The sequence below is a fragment of the Bacillus sp. FJAT-27445 genome (assembly GCF_001510665.1).
Lineage (GTDB): Bacteria > Bacillota > Bacilli > Bacillales > Cytobacillaceae > Bacillus_D.
The window spans coordinates 839,849-855,863 of sequence record NZ_LMTI01000001.1 but is presented as its reverse complement, the minus strand read 5'-3'; the positions used below and the strand labels follow the sequence as shown (position 1 = coordinate 855,863).

The 16,015-nt window shown below is 44.8% G+C and carries 15 protein-coding genes; 5 read left to right on the top strand and 10 right to left on the bottom strand.

Annotation, left to right across the window (positions count from 1 at the left end; all coding sequences use genetic code 11):
- Positions 1 to 36 precede the first annotated feature (36 nt).
- From AR337_RS04230 to AR337_RS04215, 4 genes are all read right to left on the bottom strand, one after another.
- Entirely contained in the window at positions 37 to 765 is a 729-nt protein-coding gene (locus AR337_RS04230) for a sulfite exporter TauE/SafE family protein (RefSeq protein WP_059170739.1), read from the bottom strand.
- Positions 766 to 927: 162 nt separating this feature from the next.
- Complete coding sequence (gene pflA, locus AR337_RS04225; RefSeq protein WP_059170738.1) at positions 928 to 1,677, bottom strand: pyruvate formate-lyase-activating protein; 750 nt, start codon at positions 1,675 to 1,677, stop codon at positions 928 to 930.
- 59 nt (positions 1,678 to 1,736) lie between these two features.
- Entirely contained in the window at positions 1,737 to 4,007 is a 2,271-nt protein-coding gene (gene pflB, locus AR337_RS04220) for a formate C-acetyltransferase (RefSeq protein WP_059170737.1), read from the bottom strand.
- Between the two features lie 356 nt (positions 4,008 to 4,363).
- Positions 4,364 to 4,816, bottom strand: coding sequence for a cupredoxin domain-containing protein (locus AR337_RS04215; RefSeq protein ID WP_059170736.1), 453 nt, complete (start codon positions 4,814 to 4,816; stop codon positions 4,364 to 4,366).
- Between the two features lie 184 nt (positions 4,817 to 5,000).
- Here AR337_RS04215 and hutU point away from each other — a divergent pair, with 184 nt between their 5' ends.
- The 3 genes from hutU to AR337_RS04200 are packed head-to-tail and all read left to right on the top strand — an operon-like array spanning position 5,001 to position 8,961.
- On the top strand, positions 5,001 to 6,662 hold the full coding sequence (gene hutU / locus AR337_RS04210) for a urocanate hydratase (protein ID WP_059170735.1): 1,662 nt from the start codon (positions 5,001 to 5,003) through the stop codon (positions 6,660 to 6,662).
- A gap of 47 nt (positions 6,663 to 6,709) precedes the next feature.
- Positions 6,710 to 7,984 carry an imidazolonepropionase gene (hutI, locus tag AR337_RS04205; RefSeq protein ID WP_059170734.1) on the top strand — a complete coding sequence of 425 codons (1,275 nt, stop codon included), beginning with the start codon at positions 6,710 to 6,712 and terminating at the stop codon, positions 7,982 to 7,984.
- Positions 7,978 to 8,961, top strand: a complete 984-nt coding sequence (locus tag AR337_RS04200; protein WP_059170733.1) for an agmatinase family protein — start codon at positions 7,978 to 7,980, stop codon at positions 8,959 to 8,961. The genes hutI and AR337_RS04200 overlap by 7 nt, the downstream gene beginning before the upstream one ends.
- On the opposite strand, the gene AR337_RS04195 is transcribed toward AR337_RS04200, so the two are convergent.
- The 3 genes from AR337_RS04195 to AR337_RS04185 form a co-directional block, all read right to left on the bottom strand.
- Positions 8,958 to 9,641, bottom strand: coding sequence for a DUF421 domain-containing protein (locus AR337_RS04195; RefSeq protein ID WP_059170732.1), 684 nt, complete (start codon positions 9,639 to 9,641; stop codon positions 8,958 to 8,960). The two genes, AR337_RS04200 and AR337_RS04195, sit on opposite strands and share 4 nt — an antisense overlap.
- A 67-nt stretch (positions 9,642 to 9,708) precedes the next feature.
- Positions 9,709 to 10,371, bottom strand: coding sequence for a molybdate ABC transporter permease subunit (gene modB / locus AR337_RS04190; protein ID WP_059170731.1), 663 nt, complete (start codon positions 10,369 to 10,371; stop codon positions 9,709 to 9,711).
- Positions 10,372 to 10,525: 154 nt separating this feature from the next.
- On the bottom strand, positions 10,526 to 10,768 hold the full coding sequence (locus AR337_RS04185; protein WP_059170730.1) for a YkuS family protein: 243 nt from the start codon (positions 10,766 to 10,768) through the stop codon (positions 10,526 to 10,528).
- Between the two features lie 107 nt (positions 10,769 to 10,875).
- Between AR337_RS04185 and AR337_RS22580 the strand changes: the two genes are divergently transcribed.
- Positions 10,876 to 11,007, top strand: a complete 132-nt coding sequence (locus tag AR337_RS22580; protein WP_082686823.1) for a YuzL family protein — start codon at positions 10,876 to 10,878, stop codon at positions 11,005 to 11,007.
- A gap of 357 nt (positions 11,008 to 11,364) precedes the next feature.
- Positions 11,365 to 12,324, top strand: a complete 960-nt coding sequence (locus AR337_RS04180; protein WP_059170729.1) for a nuclease-related domain-containing protein — start codon at positions 11,365 to 11,367, stop codon at positions 12,322 to 12,324.
- Between the two features lie 37 nt (positions 12,325 to 12,361).
- Here AR337_RS04180 and AR337_RS04175 read toward each other — a convergent pair whose 3' ends face one another.
- The 3 genes from AR337_RS04175 to AR337_RS04165 form a co-directional block, all read right to left on the bottom strand.
- Entirely contained in the window at positions 12,362 to 13,978 is a 1,617-nt protein-coding gene (locus AR337_RS04175; RefSeq protein ID WP_059170728.1) for an ABC-F family ATP-binding cassette domain-containing protein, read from the bottom strand.
- Positions 13,979 to 14,429: 451 nt separating this feature from the next.
- Positions 14,430 to 15,032 (bottom strand): SCO family protein, encoded by a 603-nt coding sequence (locus AR337_RS04170; RefSeq protein WP_059170727.1) that lies wholly within the window; start codon positions 15,030 to 15,032, stop codon positions 14,430 to 14,432.
- 101 nt (positions 15,033 to 15,133) lie between these two features.
- The gene (locus tag AR337_RS04165) at positions 15,134 to 15,835 is read right to left on the bottom strand and encodes a Crp/Fnr family transcriptional regulator (protein ID WP_059170726.1); all 702 of its coding nucleotides are present in this window, start codon (positions 15,833 to 15,835) and stop codon (positions 15,134 to 15,136) included.
- Positions 15,836 to 16,015 lie beyond the last annotated feature (180 nt).

The window sequence follows — 16,015 nt, the reverse complement described above, 5'->3', positions numbered from 1 at the left end:
GTATGGGAAGAAAGGATTTGTCAATAAATAATTCGATTACCAATAGGTTAGAGTATCCAGCAAGCCAATCAGAATAAGGAAAACTCCTGCTATTTTCTGTACAATGTAGCCAATTTTTCGGCTTTTGCGAAGAAGCGCGCCATCAATGCCGAGAAACCAAACGATTCCTAAAAATACGATTAGTGGGAGAGATGTTCCTATTGCGAAAACAGATGGTAAAACAAAACCATACGATGAACTCAACACAATCGGCATTAATGTAATAAAAAACAGGATGAACATCGTGGGGCAAAATGATACCGAAAATGCTGCCCCCATTAGGAATGAACCGAATTTTCCGCGTGGCTGCCCGGTACGGTCAAATGACAACAGTTTGTTCAGAAAGCCCAATTTGACCACTCCCGCCAAAAAAAGCCCCAAAAGAATAATGAGAGGTCCAATGGCTTTCCTGGAAGCGGCAAAAAAGACTGTCAGCGTATTCTGGAATTCCTGGCCAATCGTCCAGACAATAAATCCAAGCAGCGAGAAGACAAAAATTTTCCCTAGTATAAAAAAAGCCGCATTTGCCGCATGTCCCTTTTCCTGGATACTATTATTTCCGTAAAAAGTGATCGCGGTTATATTGCCTGTCAGCTGGCATGGCGCCAAAGCTCCCACAATGCCTAGTAAAAACGCTGCCAGAAGAGGAAGCTGGCCTGAGGAATTCAGCATGGAGAGAAATGGAGTGCTCAGGAAATTGCTAATGTCGGATAGAACCTGGTACATAAATCATTACCCCTAACTATCATAAAATCATTTAGTAGAATAACAGAAATATATGGAGAATCCATGCAGAAAATACCGGCCGCCGAAACGGTTAGTGACAAAAACGGATAGTTTAGTAAGAAAATAAAAAAAATGCTGCCAGGCTGGACAGCATTTTTCTTTTTATAAAAGGAAAGGGGCGTTCCAGCATTTTGTTATAAGCTCATAGGCTTCCTTGACCGTTTCCTCGCCCGGGGGTTCTACATTCTGCAGCGGGTACTCACGGCCTAAGGCCTCCCATTTATATACGCCAAGCTTATGGTACGGCAATATTTCAACTTTGTGCACGTTGCTGAGTGTTCCAATGAACTCTCCCAATCTACCTAGATCTTCAGGAGCATCTGTTACGCCGGGAACAAGGACATGCCGGACCCATACTGGGACATTTTTATCAGACAGGTATTTCGCGAATTCCAAAATATGATCATTCGCCATACCTGTAAGATTGATGTGTTTTTTTCGGTCAATATGTTTCAGGTCAAGCAAAACAAGGTCGGTATAGTCCATCAGCTCATCAAGCTGGTCGAGAAAATTCCTGGAGCTCGAAAAGCAGCCTCCCGATGAATCAATGGTTGTATGGATTCCCGCCTTTTTGCATTCCTTGAACAATTCGAGCAGGAAAGGGACCTGGAGAAGAGGTTCTCCGCCGCTGACCGTAATCCCTCCACCCGAAGATTCAATGAAAGGGAGATATGAACGGAGATCCTCCATGATTTCTGAAATGGCCATCTGCCTGCCTGCCCCTATTTCCCATGTATCGGGGTTGTGGCAAAACTGGCAGCGGAGCAGGCATCCCTGTGTAAAAAGGACATAGCGGATCCCAGGCCCATCTACCGTTCCAAATGTTTCAATTGAATGAATGTTTCCGTTCATACTTGTATCTCCTTTCAAATAAAAAGGGGAGGGCAGCAGTACTGCCAGCCCCTTATAGCCTAAAGGGATTCATGGAATGTACGATTAATGACATCCATTTGCTGTTCCCTTGTCAGCTTAATAAAGTTTACCGCATATCCGGATACACGGATTGTCAGTTGCGGATAGAGCTCAGGGTGCTCCATTGCATCCATTAACGTTTCCCGGTTAAAGACGTTTACATTCAAATGGTGCCCCTGCTTAATTGAATATCCATCCAGGATGGAAACGAGGTTATTGATACGGCTCTCGTCTTCTTTTCCCAAAGCTTTTGGGACGATTGAGAACGTATTTGAAATTCCGTCAAGAGAATATTCATAAGGAAGCTTCGCGACAGAAGCGAGGGATGCAAGTGTTCCTTTTGTATCCCGTCCGTGCATTGGATTCGCGCCAGGTGCAAATGGTTCTCCAGTGCGGCGGCCGTCCGGTGTATTTCCTGTTTTCTTTCCATATACAACGTTTGAAGTAATCGTCAGGACCGACATCGTTGTCATGGAATTCCTATATGTTTCATGCTTCCGAAGCTTGTTCATAAAGGTTTTTACAATTTCGACGGCAATGCTGTCCACCCGGTCATCGTTGTTTCCGTATTTTGGATAGTCGCCATTCACTTCAAAATCAACCGCCAGGCCGTTTTCATCCCGGATGACCTTCACTTCACCATATTTAATCGCGCTCAGCGAGTCGGCGACCACACTCAGGCCTGCAATCCCGGTTGCCATTGTCCGGAGAATTTCTGAATCATGGAGAGCCATTTCAATTCGCTCATAGCTGTACTTATCGTGCATGTAGTGGATGACATTCAGGGTATTGATGTAAAGCCCCGCCAGCCATTCCATCATATTGTCAAACTTCTGCATAACTTCTTCGTAGTCGAGGACATCGGAAGTAATTGGCGCATAATCAGGCCCGGCCTGGATTTTCAGCTTTTCGTCAACGCCGCCGTTTATTGCGTAAAGCAGTACTTTTGCAAGGTTGGCACGCGCACCGAAGAATTGCATCTGCTTTCCGATCGCCATGGCGGATACACAGCAGGCGATTCCATAATCATCGCCCCATTCCGGAAGCATAATATCATCATTTTCATATTGGATCGAGCTTGTTTGGATGGACATCTTCGCGCAATATTTCTTGAAATTCGACGGCAGCTTTGTGGACCATAGGACAGTCAGGTTTGGCTCGGGTGCCGGGCCTAGATTATCAAGAGTATGCAGGAAGCGGAACGAGCTCTTTGTAACAAGAGGGCGTCCGTCCAAGGCCATTCCGCCGATTGATTCGGTTACCCAAGTCGGGTCGCCGCTGAACAATTCATTATAGTCAGGCGTGCGAGCGAATTTTACTAGGCGAAGTTTCATGACAAAGTGGTCGACAAGCTCCTGCGCTTCTATTTCGGTCAACGTGCCATTCTTTAGGTCGCGTTCAATGTAAATATCCAGGAAGGTCGATACACGGCCAAGGCTCATCGCCGCACCGTTTTGTTCCTTGATTGCCGCGAGGTAGCCAAAATATAGCCATTGGAAGGCATCCGCCGCATTTGAGGCAGGGGATGAGATATCATATCCATAGCTCTTAGCCAGTTCCTTCAATTCGACAAGCGCGCGGATTTGCTCCGCAAGCTCTTCACGGTGGCGGATGTTATTTTCGGACATTACTCCGCTGGTTGATTTTAAATCCTTTTTCTTTTCCTCGATAAGGAAGTCCACACCGTAGAGGGAAACTCTGCGATAGTCGCCGATGATGCGGCCGCGTCCATAGGCATCAGGAAGCCCTGTGATGATGCCGACTTTACGAGCTAGCATCATTTCATCTGTGTAAGCGTCAAAAACTCCTTGATTATGCGTTTTGCGGAAGTCGGTGAAAATCCGTTCAACTTCCTCATTCAGCGTATAGCCGTATGCTTCACAAGCGGCCTTGGCCATGCGGATTCCGCCGAATGGCTGCATGGATCGGTTGAAAGGCTTGTCGGTCTGAAAACCTACTACTTTTTCGAGTTCTTCATTAAGGTATCCTGGGCCATGGGATGTAATTGTGGAAACCGTTTCGGTATCCATGTCGAGGACTCCGCCTTTTTCACGCTCCTGGGAAGTCAGCTCCATTACTTGTTTCCATAAGACGTCTGTTGCGGGTGTAGCTCCAGCCAAAAAAGAATCATTGCCTTCAAATAACGTGAAGTTGTTCATGATGAAATCCCGGACATCTACTTCGGAAGCCCATTTCCCAAATTTAAAGCCATTCCATTGTTCAACCTGTGATTTTTCCTTAATGGTTTTAACCTGAGTGGTTTGTGCCATTGTGGTTCACCTCTTCATCTATTTTCAAAACTATATAACAGTTTCATTGCTATTATCTTATCTTGAGTATAACAGATAGGAAGTGAGAAAAATCACCCTTAAACAGGTCTAATTGTTACTATATTGTGAAACTTGGTTTCTCGTAATAATCTGTTGTTTAATAAAAATTTGACTTTTCAGAAAAGGGGAGTCTGTACTAGTGGTTTTTATTCAAATGGGTAAACTGTTATATAAGAGGTTTCTAGTTAATCCAACATTCCCACCTTGGAATAAGTGGAAACAACGAGTCTCTTGAAGGTAAACAAAAAGCCGCACGCTAGTATAGCGCACAGCATTTAATGGAGGAGTCCAACCTGTCAATCAACGACAATATAGGCAATCATCGGACCATTTCGTTCCTTATCGGGGTGAACTTCGCAAATCAACCTATAGATTCCTTCTTTTTTAAAAGAAAGGTCCACTACGGTTTCTTCCCCTTTTTTAACAATACCTTTAATAGTGGTATTTTCGATGTGGAAAGGATGTTCCTTCCCATTTACACCGTAAATAATCAACTGTACCTTCTCGCCTTTTTCCATAAAAATTGTCCCTGGGTCCCATCTGTATGCCTCAATTTTTTTCCCATCGGGAAGTGTTGCCGCAAACTCTCCGGTCACCATGTGGATTTCCCTGATGGGCTTACCAGCCGTTTCGTTAAAAACAACATCATCTCCCGCTTTTAACAGCCACCATCCTACCCCGGCAACAAGCGCAAACACTGCGGCAAGAATGAGGATGGCCGTTCCTTTTCTAATTGTCCAAATTTGCATAATATCCCTCCCAAACATGTCCTATTATTAATTTATGCTTGGAGGGTGAGTAAACTTGTCTATTTTTTCTGAAACTTCCTTTATAATAAATAGGGGAGTGGTTAATGGCCTCAAGAAAACGCATCTAACGCTTAACCCCCATGACAAAGAATGATGTTCAGCCATTCGGGAGGAGGAAGCAAAAATGAAAGCGGAAACAAAAAGTATGGTCGTTAAGTACAGGGGTGACAAACTGAATACGAAAGGTTGGATTCAGGAAGCTGCCCTCAGGATGTTAATGAATAATCTGGACGAGGAAGTTGCCGAAAATCCGGATGAATTGGTGGTATACGGAGGGATTGGGAAAGCCGCCAGGAATTGGGACAGCTTTAAAGCAATCGTTTCTTCTTTGAAAAAGCTTGAGAATGACGAAACATTGCTTATCCAATCCGGAAAGCCGGTTGCGGTTTTCAAATCCCATGCGGACGCACCAAGGGTTCTGATCGCCAACTCAAATCTTGTTCCGGCCTGGGCGAATTGGGATACCTTCCATGAACTCGATAAAAAGGGACTCATGATGTACGGTCAAATGACAGCGGGCAGCTGGATATACATAGGAAGCCAGGGAATTGTCCAAGGAACATATGAGACATTTGCCGAGCTTGCCAGGCAACACTTTTCGGGCAGCCTGAAACATACAATTACGTTAACCGCTGGACTGGGTGGTATGGGTGGTGCCCAGCCATTGGCAGTTACATTAAACGGCGGGGTTTGTTTGGCAATTGATACCGATATCCATCATATTCAGCGCAGAATTGAAACAAGGTACCTGGACGTTGTCGCCGAATCGCTTGAAGACGCGCTTTCAAAAGCGAAAGAAGCGAAACATCAGGGGCAGGCGCTTTCAATCGGGCTGGAAGGAAATGCGGCAGAGATTTTACCAAAAATGCTTGAGTTGGGCTTTATTCCTGATGTCCTCACCGACCAGACATCAGCGCACGATCCACTCAATGGCTATATCCCAGAGGGCTACTCGCTGGCAGAAGCGGCTGATTTCCGGAAAAACGATCCGGATGGCTATGTAAAAAAGTCGTGTGAGAGCATGGCGGTTCATGTAAGGGCAATGCTTGATATGCAGAAAAAAGGCGCGATAACCTTTGATTACGGAAACAACATCAGGCAGGTAGCAAAGGACACTGGAGTTGAAAATGCATTTGATTTCCCGGGATTTGTGCCTGCATACATCCGCCCGCTGTTCTGCGAAGGAAAGGGTCCGTTCCGTTGGGTCGCGCTTTCCGGGGATCCCGAGGATATTTACAAAACAGATGAGGTCATTTTGCGTGAATTTGCCGATAATGAGCATCTATGCAATTGGATCCGGATGGCCAGGGAAAAAATCCAGTTCCAAGGCCTGCCTTCAAGGATTTGCTGGCTTGGTTATGGTGAAAGGGCACGTTTTGGCAAAATCATTAACGATATGGTTGCCAGCGGTCAATTAAAGGCTCCAATTGTAATCGGCCGAGACCACCTTGACTCCGGGTCAGTCGCTTCACCGAACAGAGAAACGGAAGCGATGGCAGATGGAAGTGATGCTGTCGCGGACTGGCCAATTTTGAACGCAATGATTAATGCGGTTGGCGGCGCGAGCTGGGTATCCGTGCATCATGGCGGCGGAGTGGGGATGGGGTACTCTCTCCATGCTGGCATGGTCATCGTAGCGGACGGGACCAAGGAAGCAGAGCGCAGGCTGGAGCGCGTCCTGACGTCCGACCCGGGAATGGGAATCGTGCGCCATGTCGATGCGGGCTATGATTTGGCAGTCGACGCAGCCAGGAAGAACGGGCTTAACATTCCAATGCTTGACTAGCCCCTAACATCAATGACGGCAACTTTGGAGAAAGGGGAGAAAGAAATATGTCTGGAACGATTTTAATAAAAAATGCCTCACAGGTAGTGACAGTAAAAGGTTTTTCGCACAGCCCTGCCACCGGGGAGGAAATGGGCATCCTTTCTGTAATCGAGAATGGTGCAGTCCTCCTTTCCGATGGGAAAATTGTATCGGTTGGCACAAATGCGGAAGTAGAAGCGGAAGCTGGCGCCATGCTGAAGGGAGCGGAGATCATCGATGCGACCGGGAAGATTATCCTTCCCGGCCTTGTCGACCCCCATACGCATCTTGTCCATGCCGGGAGCCGTGAAGATGAATTTGGAATGAGGCTAAAAGGCGCAACGTATATGGAAATCATGGAAAACGGCGGCGGAATTCATGCGACAACCTCAAGGACAAGGTCCGCTTCCGAGGAAGAGCTTTTCCGAGAGGGGTCAAAGAGGCTTGACGCTTTCCTTTTGCATGGCGTAACGACTGTTGAGGCAAAAAGCGGCTATGGCCTCGACTGGGAAACCGAGTATAAGCAGCTTCTCGTTGCAAAAAAGCTGAACGAAACCCATGAAATCGACATTGTCAGCACCTTCATGGGCGCGCATGCGGTTCCGGCGGAGTACAAGGCAGATCCGGACCGGTTTATCGACCTTATTATCGATGAAATGCTGCCAAAGGTCGCGGCAGAAGGCCTTGCTGAATTTAATGATGTTTTTTGCGAGAGAGGCGTTTTTACTCCTGAACAATCAAGACGGCTTTTGGAAGCGGGAAAACAGTATGGGCTGATTCCGAAAATCCATGCCGACGAAATTGAGCCTTACGAAGGCGCGGAGCTTGCTGCGGAAGTCGGCGCAATTTCGGCGGATCATCTATTGAAAGCTTCCCAGCGCGGAATCGATAAAATGGCTGAAAAGGGAGTCATTGGGGTTCTTCTCCCTGGAACAGCATTTTTTCTAATGGCCGAAAGCGCAAATGGAAGGAAAATGATTGATTCAGGTGTACCTGTTGCTTTGTCGACAGACTGCAACCCGGGGTCCTCGCCAACCGTATCCATGCCATTGATCATGAACCTTGCCTGCCTGAAGATGGGCATGTCAATGGAGGAAGTGATTACGGCAGCGACCATTAACGCCGCGCATGCAATTGGAAGGGCAGGAAAGATTGGGAGCATTGAACCAGGTAAACAGGCGGATATTCTGATCGCAAACGTCCCTAATTACAAACGGCTCCAGTACAACTACGGGATGAACCATACAGATACTGTTATTAAAAAAGGGAAGATTGTCGTAAGGGATGGGGTATTGTGTTAAGTGAATTTTTTGAACCCGCCCAGTTTACCTGGAGGAGGGACAACGAGGCGAAAGATCCAAAAGTGAAGGATTGGATTTGCCAGGAAACGCCTGGTTCTGCTGGCGGGGACAGTTGGGATGTGGTTGTCCTTGGGGTCCCGCTTTCGCGTTCATCGATTTCTGTATCAGGTGCATCGGAGTTTCCTGATGCATTCAGGAGGGCATGGGGTGGTTATTCCACCTACAACCTTGATTATCAAACAGAACTTGGCGGTATGAAGGTACTTGATCTTGGAAACGTGAAAATGCACTTCACCGATATCCCAAAATCGCACGAAAACATCACGCAGGCGATGGCCTCTGTTAGGGAGGCGTTTCCTAATGCCTTTCCGGTATCGATAGGAGGGGACCATTCCGTCACAGCCAGGCTTGTGTCCGGCTTGAAGGCCGTCCATCCGGGAAAAGAAATCGGCATATTGCAGTTTGATACCCATCTTGACTTGCGGGATCTTGCCGATCACGGGCCAACAAACGGGACACCGATCCGGTTTTTGATTGAAAATGGGGCCATTCAGGGGAAAAATGTTTTTAATATCGGATTACATGGCTTTTTTAACGGCCAGTCTCTTTTGAGTTATGCGAAAGAACATGGGGTTAACTGCATTACACTTAGGGAAGCGCGGAAAAAGGGGATAGCTGAAACGGTAAGGGAAGCAGTTGCCGAACTTTCAGCCAGGGTGGACTATATTTACGTAACTGTAGACATGGATGTCCTTGACATCGCTTTTGCCCAGGGGGTTCCTGCCTCGACCCCAGGAGGGATGGCATCATACGAATTATTTGAAGCTGTTTACGAAGCAGGCTTGTCACAGAAGGTTGCGGCAATGGATATTGTTTGCCTCGATCCTACAAAGGATACCCCTGCCCAGGCAACCGTAAAAACGGGTGTTTATACCTTCCTTACTTTTTTAACTGGGCTCAGGATTCGTGATAGTTAATTTTTCGGAAAAGGAACGATGAAAAGGACTCTGTCGGAGGAAATGACAGCGTATTTGATTTTTTCAGTTTTTAGTTCTTTGCCGTATAAATAGCCCTCGAACCAGGAGACGAACTGTTCAGGAAAGTGATGATACTGGCAGACGCCATTCAGGATCATTTCTGCTGGCAAATGTAAGTTGGCATATATAGCATCCGGAACCGGGCTGGCAAAGCTCCCCTTCTCTTGGGGAGCTTTTTCTTCAATCGAAAGAGTCCCATTCGGCTCAAGTATAGCCTTTCTCACTTCAGATAAAGAAAATATACCCTTTTCTCTTAATTGCTGGTGCAATCCTTCTTTTGTGTATTTTGCTTCGGCCATGTTTTTTTCAATGATTTTTCCTTCTTCAATTAACAGGGAGGAGGGCCCGGATAGGATTTTTTGAAAAAAAGGCAGGCGATACGTGCTAATAACAGCAAGATAATAAAGTACAACTAGTGTTAAAAAGGAGCAAACCATAGGCCAATAATCCAGGTTGATATTGAATCCCATATTTGCAATCAGCGACCCAATTGTAATGGCCATCGCCATATTGAAATGATTCTTATGGGCATTGATCTGCCTGCCGAACAGTGCAAGAATTATCAGCAATAAAATAAATGACACAGCAGTCCTTATAATGGACGAAAATACTTCTTCCACAAAAGCACTTCCCTTGTTTATAATGGCGGGTGTAGTTTTCCATCCGTGGAAGGAAATATGCAGAATGCTATTTGCTTTTTAACAAGGAAGAAATATAGAGCATAACAAAAGATATCAATATGATAATAGCGACGAGAATCCATGCCCTGTCCATCCGGCCCGATTCCATGGAAATATAGATCGCGATCGGCGCCGTCTGTGTTTTGCCTGGGATATTGCCGGCAAACATTAGCGTTGCGCCAAATTCTCCAAGTGCTCTGGCAAAACTCAAGATAGCACCCGTTATTAGGGCTTTTGCCGAAAGTGGAATTGTGATATAAAAAAACGTTTTCCACGTTCCCGCCCCGTCCATATGGGCTGCTTCTTCAATTCCCGGATCAATCGATTCAAAGCCCGCCTTAGCAGATTGATACATTAAAGGAAAAGCAACAACGGTCGATGCGAGGGCCGCGGCCCAAGGGGTAAACATGATTGAAGCCCCAAACACACTCTCGACGAACGAGCCTATCGGGCTATGCTTGCCAAAAAGAATAATCAGCAAAAAGCCGACAACTGTTGGCGGGAGAACAACCGGAAGCATAAAGAAAGTTTCCACAACAGTTTGGCCAGGAAATTTTTTTCCAGCCATTGCCTTCGCGAAGAAAATGCCAAGCGGAAAAGCAAGGCAGAGAGCGATGGCAGCGGTTTGAATTGAGAGAATAATAGGGGTGGCAATATCTGCTTGTAACACAAAAACCCATCCAGTCACAAAGTAATTCCGCCAAAGGGCGACTTGTCTTTCCATCCTTGGGACAGGTATGGAAAGACAGTCTTAATTTAACAAAGAAAACCGGTCCTGTCACCAGAAAAAGAAAAATGTCCAGGAGTAATCTGGACATTTTTTATCAACCGAGCCTGTTTTCAACAAGATTGCATACTTCATCTGCCGAAAGGCCATTTGCTTCAATTACCGAAGCCTTCGTTACCGTATCATGCATTCCCATAATATTCGAGTCCAGGCCGGTTACTACACAGCAGGCGCAGTCCGCTGCATCCGATTCCTGTTTCAGTTCAACCACTTCATGTCCACGTTCCCTCAAAGCCTGCTGTACATTGGCCAGGGATTGTTCCACTCCTACTTTTGCCATAAAGCACACCTCCTTCGTCCATATAATGCCTTAGGGACCGGAATTTATTCCTTTTTTGAATAAATGGGCTGGAAGGGATTACCCTAAAGAATGGGAGGTGTGTTGATATGGGAAAACGGAAACAGGACCCATCCACTATTGGGTTGAACTCGTCCCAGGTTGAAGGCCAGGGAACAACGAACAAGGAAACCGGGAATGTAAAGGCCCCTTCTTCAAGAAATAAACAAAAGCGGTCGTAAACTTTATGGATAGGCGGAGCTCTCTGGCGGGGAGTTCCGTTTTTTTTGGGGGGAAAAAAGCCCTTAAACAAGGTGTTTGGGTTGGAAAGTTGCCCGAGTATTTTTCTGAAAATTGAGATAAGGGCGAATGTGTAAAATAATGGGGCGAATCAATGGAAATACAGGGTGAAAAGTAAAAATTTCAGGGCGAATAAAATAAATTCCGCTATTATACTGAATCCACCTATTAAAAACAGTCCATTTTTTACATTTAATGTTAATTATATGTCCGTTTTTCAACAATTTTCCTTATTTGAAGGAAAACAACACTAGGTTGGAGAAGAAATAACGCAGAAACATATGAAAGGAGCTGTTTTTTTGCTAATAAAAGCTCGCGGGGTTCCAATTTGGATTCAATGCCTCGAAGCACTCCTCCGATTGCTGCCCCCAAACCACCGGCGAGTCCCCGAAATTCGCCAAAACCTGAAAAACCGCCGAAAAGGTTATAGTGGTGAAAAAAATTCCGATTACTACGTAAAGCTTCTTGATCAAAAAAACTTTCTAATCCTACATGATTTAACCCTTGTCCACAATAAACTCCACTTTCAAATCGACACTCTCATTCTCACCACCAAATTCTTTATCATAATTGAAATCAAAAGCTTGAGTGGGGAACTCTACTTCAATGGGGACACTGGTCAACTCACTGTATCCCGACATGAAACCATTACTGGTGCGGATAATCCCCTTGTCCAAGCGTTAAATCACTGCATTCAGCTAAAGGGGTGGCTCGATGCCCATAAACTGAAACAGATGCCGATCGAACACTTGGCCATTATAAGCAACCAGCAATCAGTCATTAGGTGCAGCAATCGGGAAATTGCAAGGCATGTTGGCACAGAGAAGAGCCTGCCGCTGAAAGTCATGGAGCTATCCAAACGATACAAAGCTGAACTGCTTAGCGAAAAAGAACTAAAAAGGACAGCGAAAACACTCAAAAAAGGACATTCCCCGCAGCCTATTAATATATTGGGGTTTTATAAACTAAAACATGAAGAACTCCTTACGAAAATCCCTTGTCCTTATTGCGGTTTCCGCCCGATGGGGAGATTAAGGGCCTTTTGGTACTGTAAAAACTGTTTTTCAAAGACAAGAGATGCGCATGTAGCCGTAATAACCGATCACTTACTCGTTACGGGAAATGAAATTACAAATAGGGAATGCCGCAGAATTCTTGGAATAGATTCAGCCAAATTGGCAAATAAACTCCTTACAGAAATGGATTTACACCAGGAAGGCAACACGAGAGGGAGGTTATACTCACTGAAATTTAAATAGGAAAAAAACAGGAGCATTTAGCCCCTGTTTTTTTAAATTAATACATTTTTGCAACTTGTTCCTGGAGTTCTTTGTTTTCCAGGTATTCGTCGTATGTCATTTGCTTATCGACAAGGCCGGCCGGTGTCAATTCGAAAATCCGGTTTGCGATTGTCTGGATAAACTGATGGTCATGGGATGCGAAAAGCATCGAACCCTTAAAGTTGATCAGCCCATTGTTTAGAGCGGTAATCGACTCCAAATCAAGGTGGTTTGTCGGTTCATCAAGAATCAGAACGTTCGCGCCTGAGAGCATCATTTTGGAGAGCATGCAGCGGACCTTTTCGCCTCCGGATAGAACGCTTGCCTTCTTCAATACTTCTTCGCCGGAGAAGAGCATCCTTCCAAGGAAACCTCGCAGGAAGCTTTCACTTTCATCCTTAGGGGAGAATTGACGGAGCCAATCGACAAGATTTAGTTCGCTGTTCTCGAAAAAGATTGAGTTATCCTTCGGGAAATAAGCCTGTGAAGTAGTGATTCCCCATTTGAAGGTTCCGGAATCCGGCTCCATTTCACCCATCAATATTTTGAAAAGGGTAGTTTTAGCGAGTTCATTTGTACCGACCAAAGCGATTTTGTCATCCTTGTTCATCGTAAAGTTAATATTATCAAGGACTTTCACGCCATCTATCGTTTTTGTGAGCCCCTCAACCATAAGGAGGTCGTTCCCGATTTCCCTTTCAGGAGTAAAACCAACATATGGGTATTTGCGTGAAGAAGGCTTAATGTCATCCAGAGAAATTTTATCAAGCAATTTTTTCCTTGAAGTCGCCTGCTTTGATTTTGAGGCGTTTGCGCTAAAGCGCGCAATGAAGGCTTGCAATTCCTTGATTTTTTCTTCCTTCTTCTTGTTTTGATCGTGCGCCATCCTGCTTGCTAGCTGGCTGGATTCGTACCAGAAATCATAGTTTCCTACATAGATTTGGATTTTACCGAAATCGAGGTCGGCGATATGGGTACAAACCTTATTCAAGAAATACCTGTCGTGGGAAACGACGATGACTGTGTTCTCAAAATTGATCAGGAACTCCTCGAGCCATTGAATTGCTTTAATGTCGAGGTGGTTCGTCGGCTCGTCAAGAAGAAGGACTTCGGGCTTGCCAAATAAAGCTTGGGCAAGCAGGACCTTCACTTTTTCCGAACCGGAAAGCTCAGCCATTTTTTTCTCATGAAGAGTTTCATCAATGCCAAGGCCTTTCAAGAGAATTGCCGCTTCAGATTCAGCCTCCCAGCCGTTCAGTTCCGCGAATTCGCCTTCGAGTTCAGCTGCGCGCATGCCGTCTTCATCGCTGAAATTTTCTTTCATATAAATGGCATCTTTCTCCTGCATGACTTCATATAGGCGAGTATGGCCCATAATGACCGTCTTCAGGACTTCATGCTCCTCGTATTCGAAGTGGTTCTGTTTTAAGACAGCCATCCTTTCGCCAGGGCCAAGATGGACAGTGCCTGTTTGGGATTCAATTTCCCCAGAGAGAATCTTGAGGAATGTTGATTTACCGGCTCCATTGGCGCCAATCAATCCGTAGCAGTTCCCGGGGGTGAATTTTATATTAACATCTTCAAATAATTTGCGGTCTCCGTACCTTAAGCTTACATTACTGACTGTTATCATAGCATCCTCCAAATACACATAATCCATGAAATTATAACATGATTATTGACAAGGAGCGAATAAATTAAAATAAGAGAATAGAGAAGTCCGTGTTTTTGTTGGGATCCTAGGGGGTAAAAGGAATCGAATAATCAAATTGCGGATGTGTAGCTTTCGAAATTTTTCTATAATTTTTTTTGAGATTTTCACACTTTATTCATAATTTTGGTGTAAAATTGACTTATGGAAATGCCGAGAAGAGAAGGTGAACCGTATGGCTAAGCAAAAAATAACCGAACTGGTCAAAAAGTTGAGGAAATCGGGGATCAAAGCGAGCATTACTAAACCGAAAGCTGATTATCTATCAAATTTGCAGCGTTTGAACAGCACTCCTTCTTCGGTTAATTGTTTAAGATGATATGAAAAGCGGATACCCTTGTTTCCGGGGTATCCGCTTTTCTTTTATTAACCGTTATTCAATTTCATCCATGATTGTTTTTAAGACTTCGTTTTTATTGAATTCTTTTCCCATAGGGAATTTATCAATATATTTATTATTTTCATCCACCAAATAGGTAAAGGTTGTATGGATAAAAAATCCGTTGCCGGGATCCTTGTATTGAAATTGGAAAGGCGCTGCGACCTGCCTTATTTGTTCATGGCTTTTTTCCAGGTCGTTCTGGTCCCCCGTAAGGAAAATCCACTTGCCATCGTTTTCAATATCAAACATTTCCATGTAATTGCGCAAAACGTCTGGCGTATCTCTAAAAGGGTCGATGGTAATGGAAATAAATTCGACTTCATCGCCGAAAACCCCCTTTTTTTCCAGGTCCTTTTTCAAGGCGGCCATTTTCTGCGTAGTGGTTGGGCAAACATCAGGGCAGTGGGTGTATATAAATTCTATTAATTTTACTTTGGTTTTATCGTCACCAAAACGATAAGGTTTGTTCTCCTGGTTAACCAGCTCGACTTTTTCAGGAATCTGCGCCATGGCATCCCTGACTTTAAAAAAGCTGATTCCCCCCGCAATTCCAATCGCAATAGCAACCGCGCATATAATAATCACTTTTTTCATGAGAAATTCCCTCCCTTTACCAAAGATAATGAAGTTTCCCCTAAATGCATATGGATAATTTGTGAACAAGAATAAAAACCGAATTTTTCACTCCGCCTTGCTTATTCAACATTGCAATATTCAATCGGGCAGTTATCGCAATTGTTTTCCCTTTTTAAATAGTCAAGGTCATGAATAATAATCTTTCTCGACCGAACGCTGATTATGTTCCGTTGTTTCAAGTCTGAGAGCATCCTGCTGACGATTTCGCGTGCCGTGCCGCAAAAATTAGCCAAATCCTGCGTGGTCAAGGAGACGTTAATATAAATGCCATCTTCTCCCTTTACCCCGTAGCTGTTGCTCAGCCTGATTAAGGTCGAATATAGGGCGCCTTTTTTTCCATAAAGTACGAGATCCTTGAATTTAGTCATCGTTTTTCGCATGTGGTCATTCATCCATTTTAAAAACTCATAGGCAAGCTTGCTGTTTTTAAAAAAAGCATGTTCGAGATCGCCAATATTCAGGGCGGCAATCCTTGAGTCCTCTACAACCTTGGCGCTGAAAATATATTTGGGGTCGATTGTGAAGAGAGTCAGTTCCCCGACTATATCATTGGCCCCGCACAGCCTTAAAAGGAGCTCCTGTCCTTGAGGGTTCATTTTCGTTATTTGGACATTACCGGAAAGAATAATATAGACTTCGTTCGCTTCCTGTCCTTCCCTGAATAGGAAATTGCCTTTGGCGCATTCGAAAGTTCGGTTTGCTGACATCAGCAGCTCGTTTAATTCATATGAAAGAAAGGGCTGCCTTTCATTTCCATCCATTCTCCATCACCCAAATCTTGGATTTTTATCAGGCTAGGTTCTTCACTATAAGAGCTGGTTTATGATTAAAATACGTAACTTTTATGTTGATTGGAACGGAGGGCACCGACTCCTCGAAAATGCTATCGCATTTCCTTCGTGCAAAGCTTATTCAGGGAAGCTATTTGTCCTGCGGGATGC

Excerpts from the sequence above, each read along its gene's own strand:
- AR337_RS04230 (WP_059170739.1), bottom strand. The coding sequence starts at position 765 with ATGTACCAGGTTCTATCCGACATTAGCAATTTCCTGAGCACTCCATTT.
- pflA (WP_059170738.1), bottom strand. The coding sequence starts at position 1,677 with ATGAACGGAAACATTCATTCAATTGAAACATTTGGAACGGTAGATGGG.
- pflB (WP_059170737.1), bottom strand. The coding sequence starts at position 4,007 with ATGGCACAAACCACTCAGGTTAAAACCATTAAGGAAAAATCACAGGTT.
- AR337_RS04215 (WP_059170736.1), bottom strand. The coding sequence starts at position 4,816 with ATGCAAATTTGGACAATTAGAAAAGGAACGGCCATCCTCATTCTTGCC.
- hutU (WP_059170735.1), top strand. The coding sequence starts at position 5,001 with ATGAAAGCGGAAACAAAAAGTATGGTCGTTAAGTACAGGGGTGACAAA.
- hutI (WP_059170734.1), top strand. The coding sequence starts at position 6,710 with ATGTCTGGAACGATTTTAATAAAAAATGCCTCACAGGTAGTGACAGTA.
- AR337_RS04185 (WP_059170730.1), bottom strand. The coding sequence starts at position 10,768 with ATGGCAAAAGTAGGAGTGGAACAATCCCTGGCCAATGTACAGCAGGCT.
- AR337_RS22580 (WP_082686823.1), top strand. The coding sequence starts at position 10,876 with ATGGGAAAACGGAAACAGGACCCATCCACTATTGGGTTGAACTCGTCC.
- AR337_RS04175 (WP_059170728.1), bottom strand. The coding sequence starts at position 13,978 with ATGATAACAGTCAGTAATGTAAGCTTAAGGTACGGAGACCGCAAATTA.
- AR337_RS04170 (WP_059170727.1), bottom strand. The coding sequence starts at position 15,032 with ATGAAAAAAGTGATTATTATATGCGCGGTTGCTATTGCGATTGGAATT.
- AR337_RS04165 (WP_059170726.1), bottom strand. The coding sequence starts at position 15,835 with ATGGATGGAAATGAAAGGCAGCCCTTTCTTTCATATGAATTAAACGAG.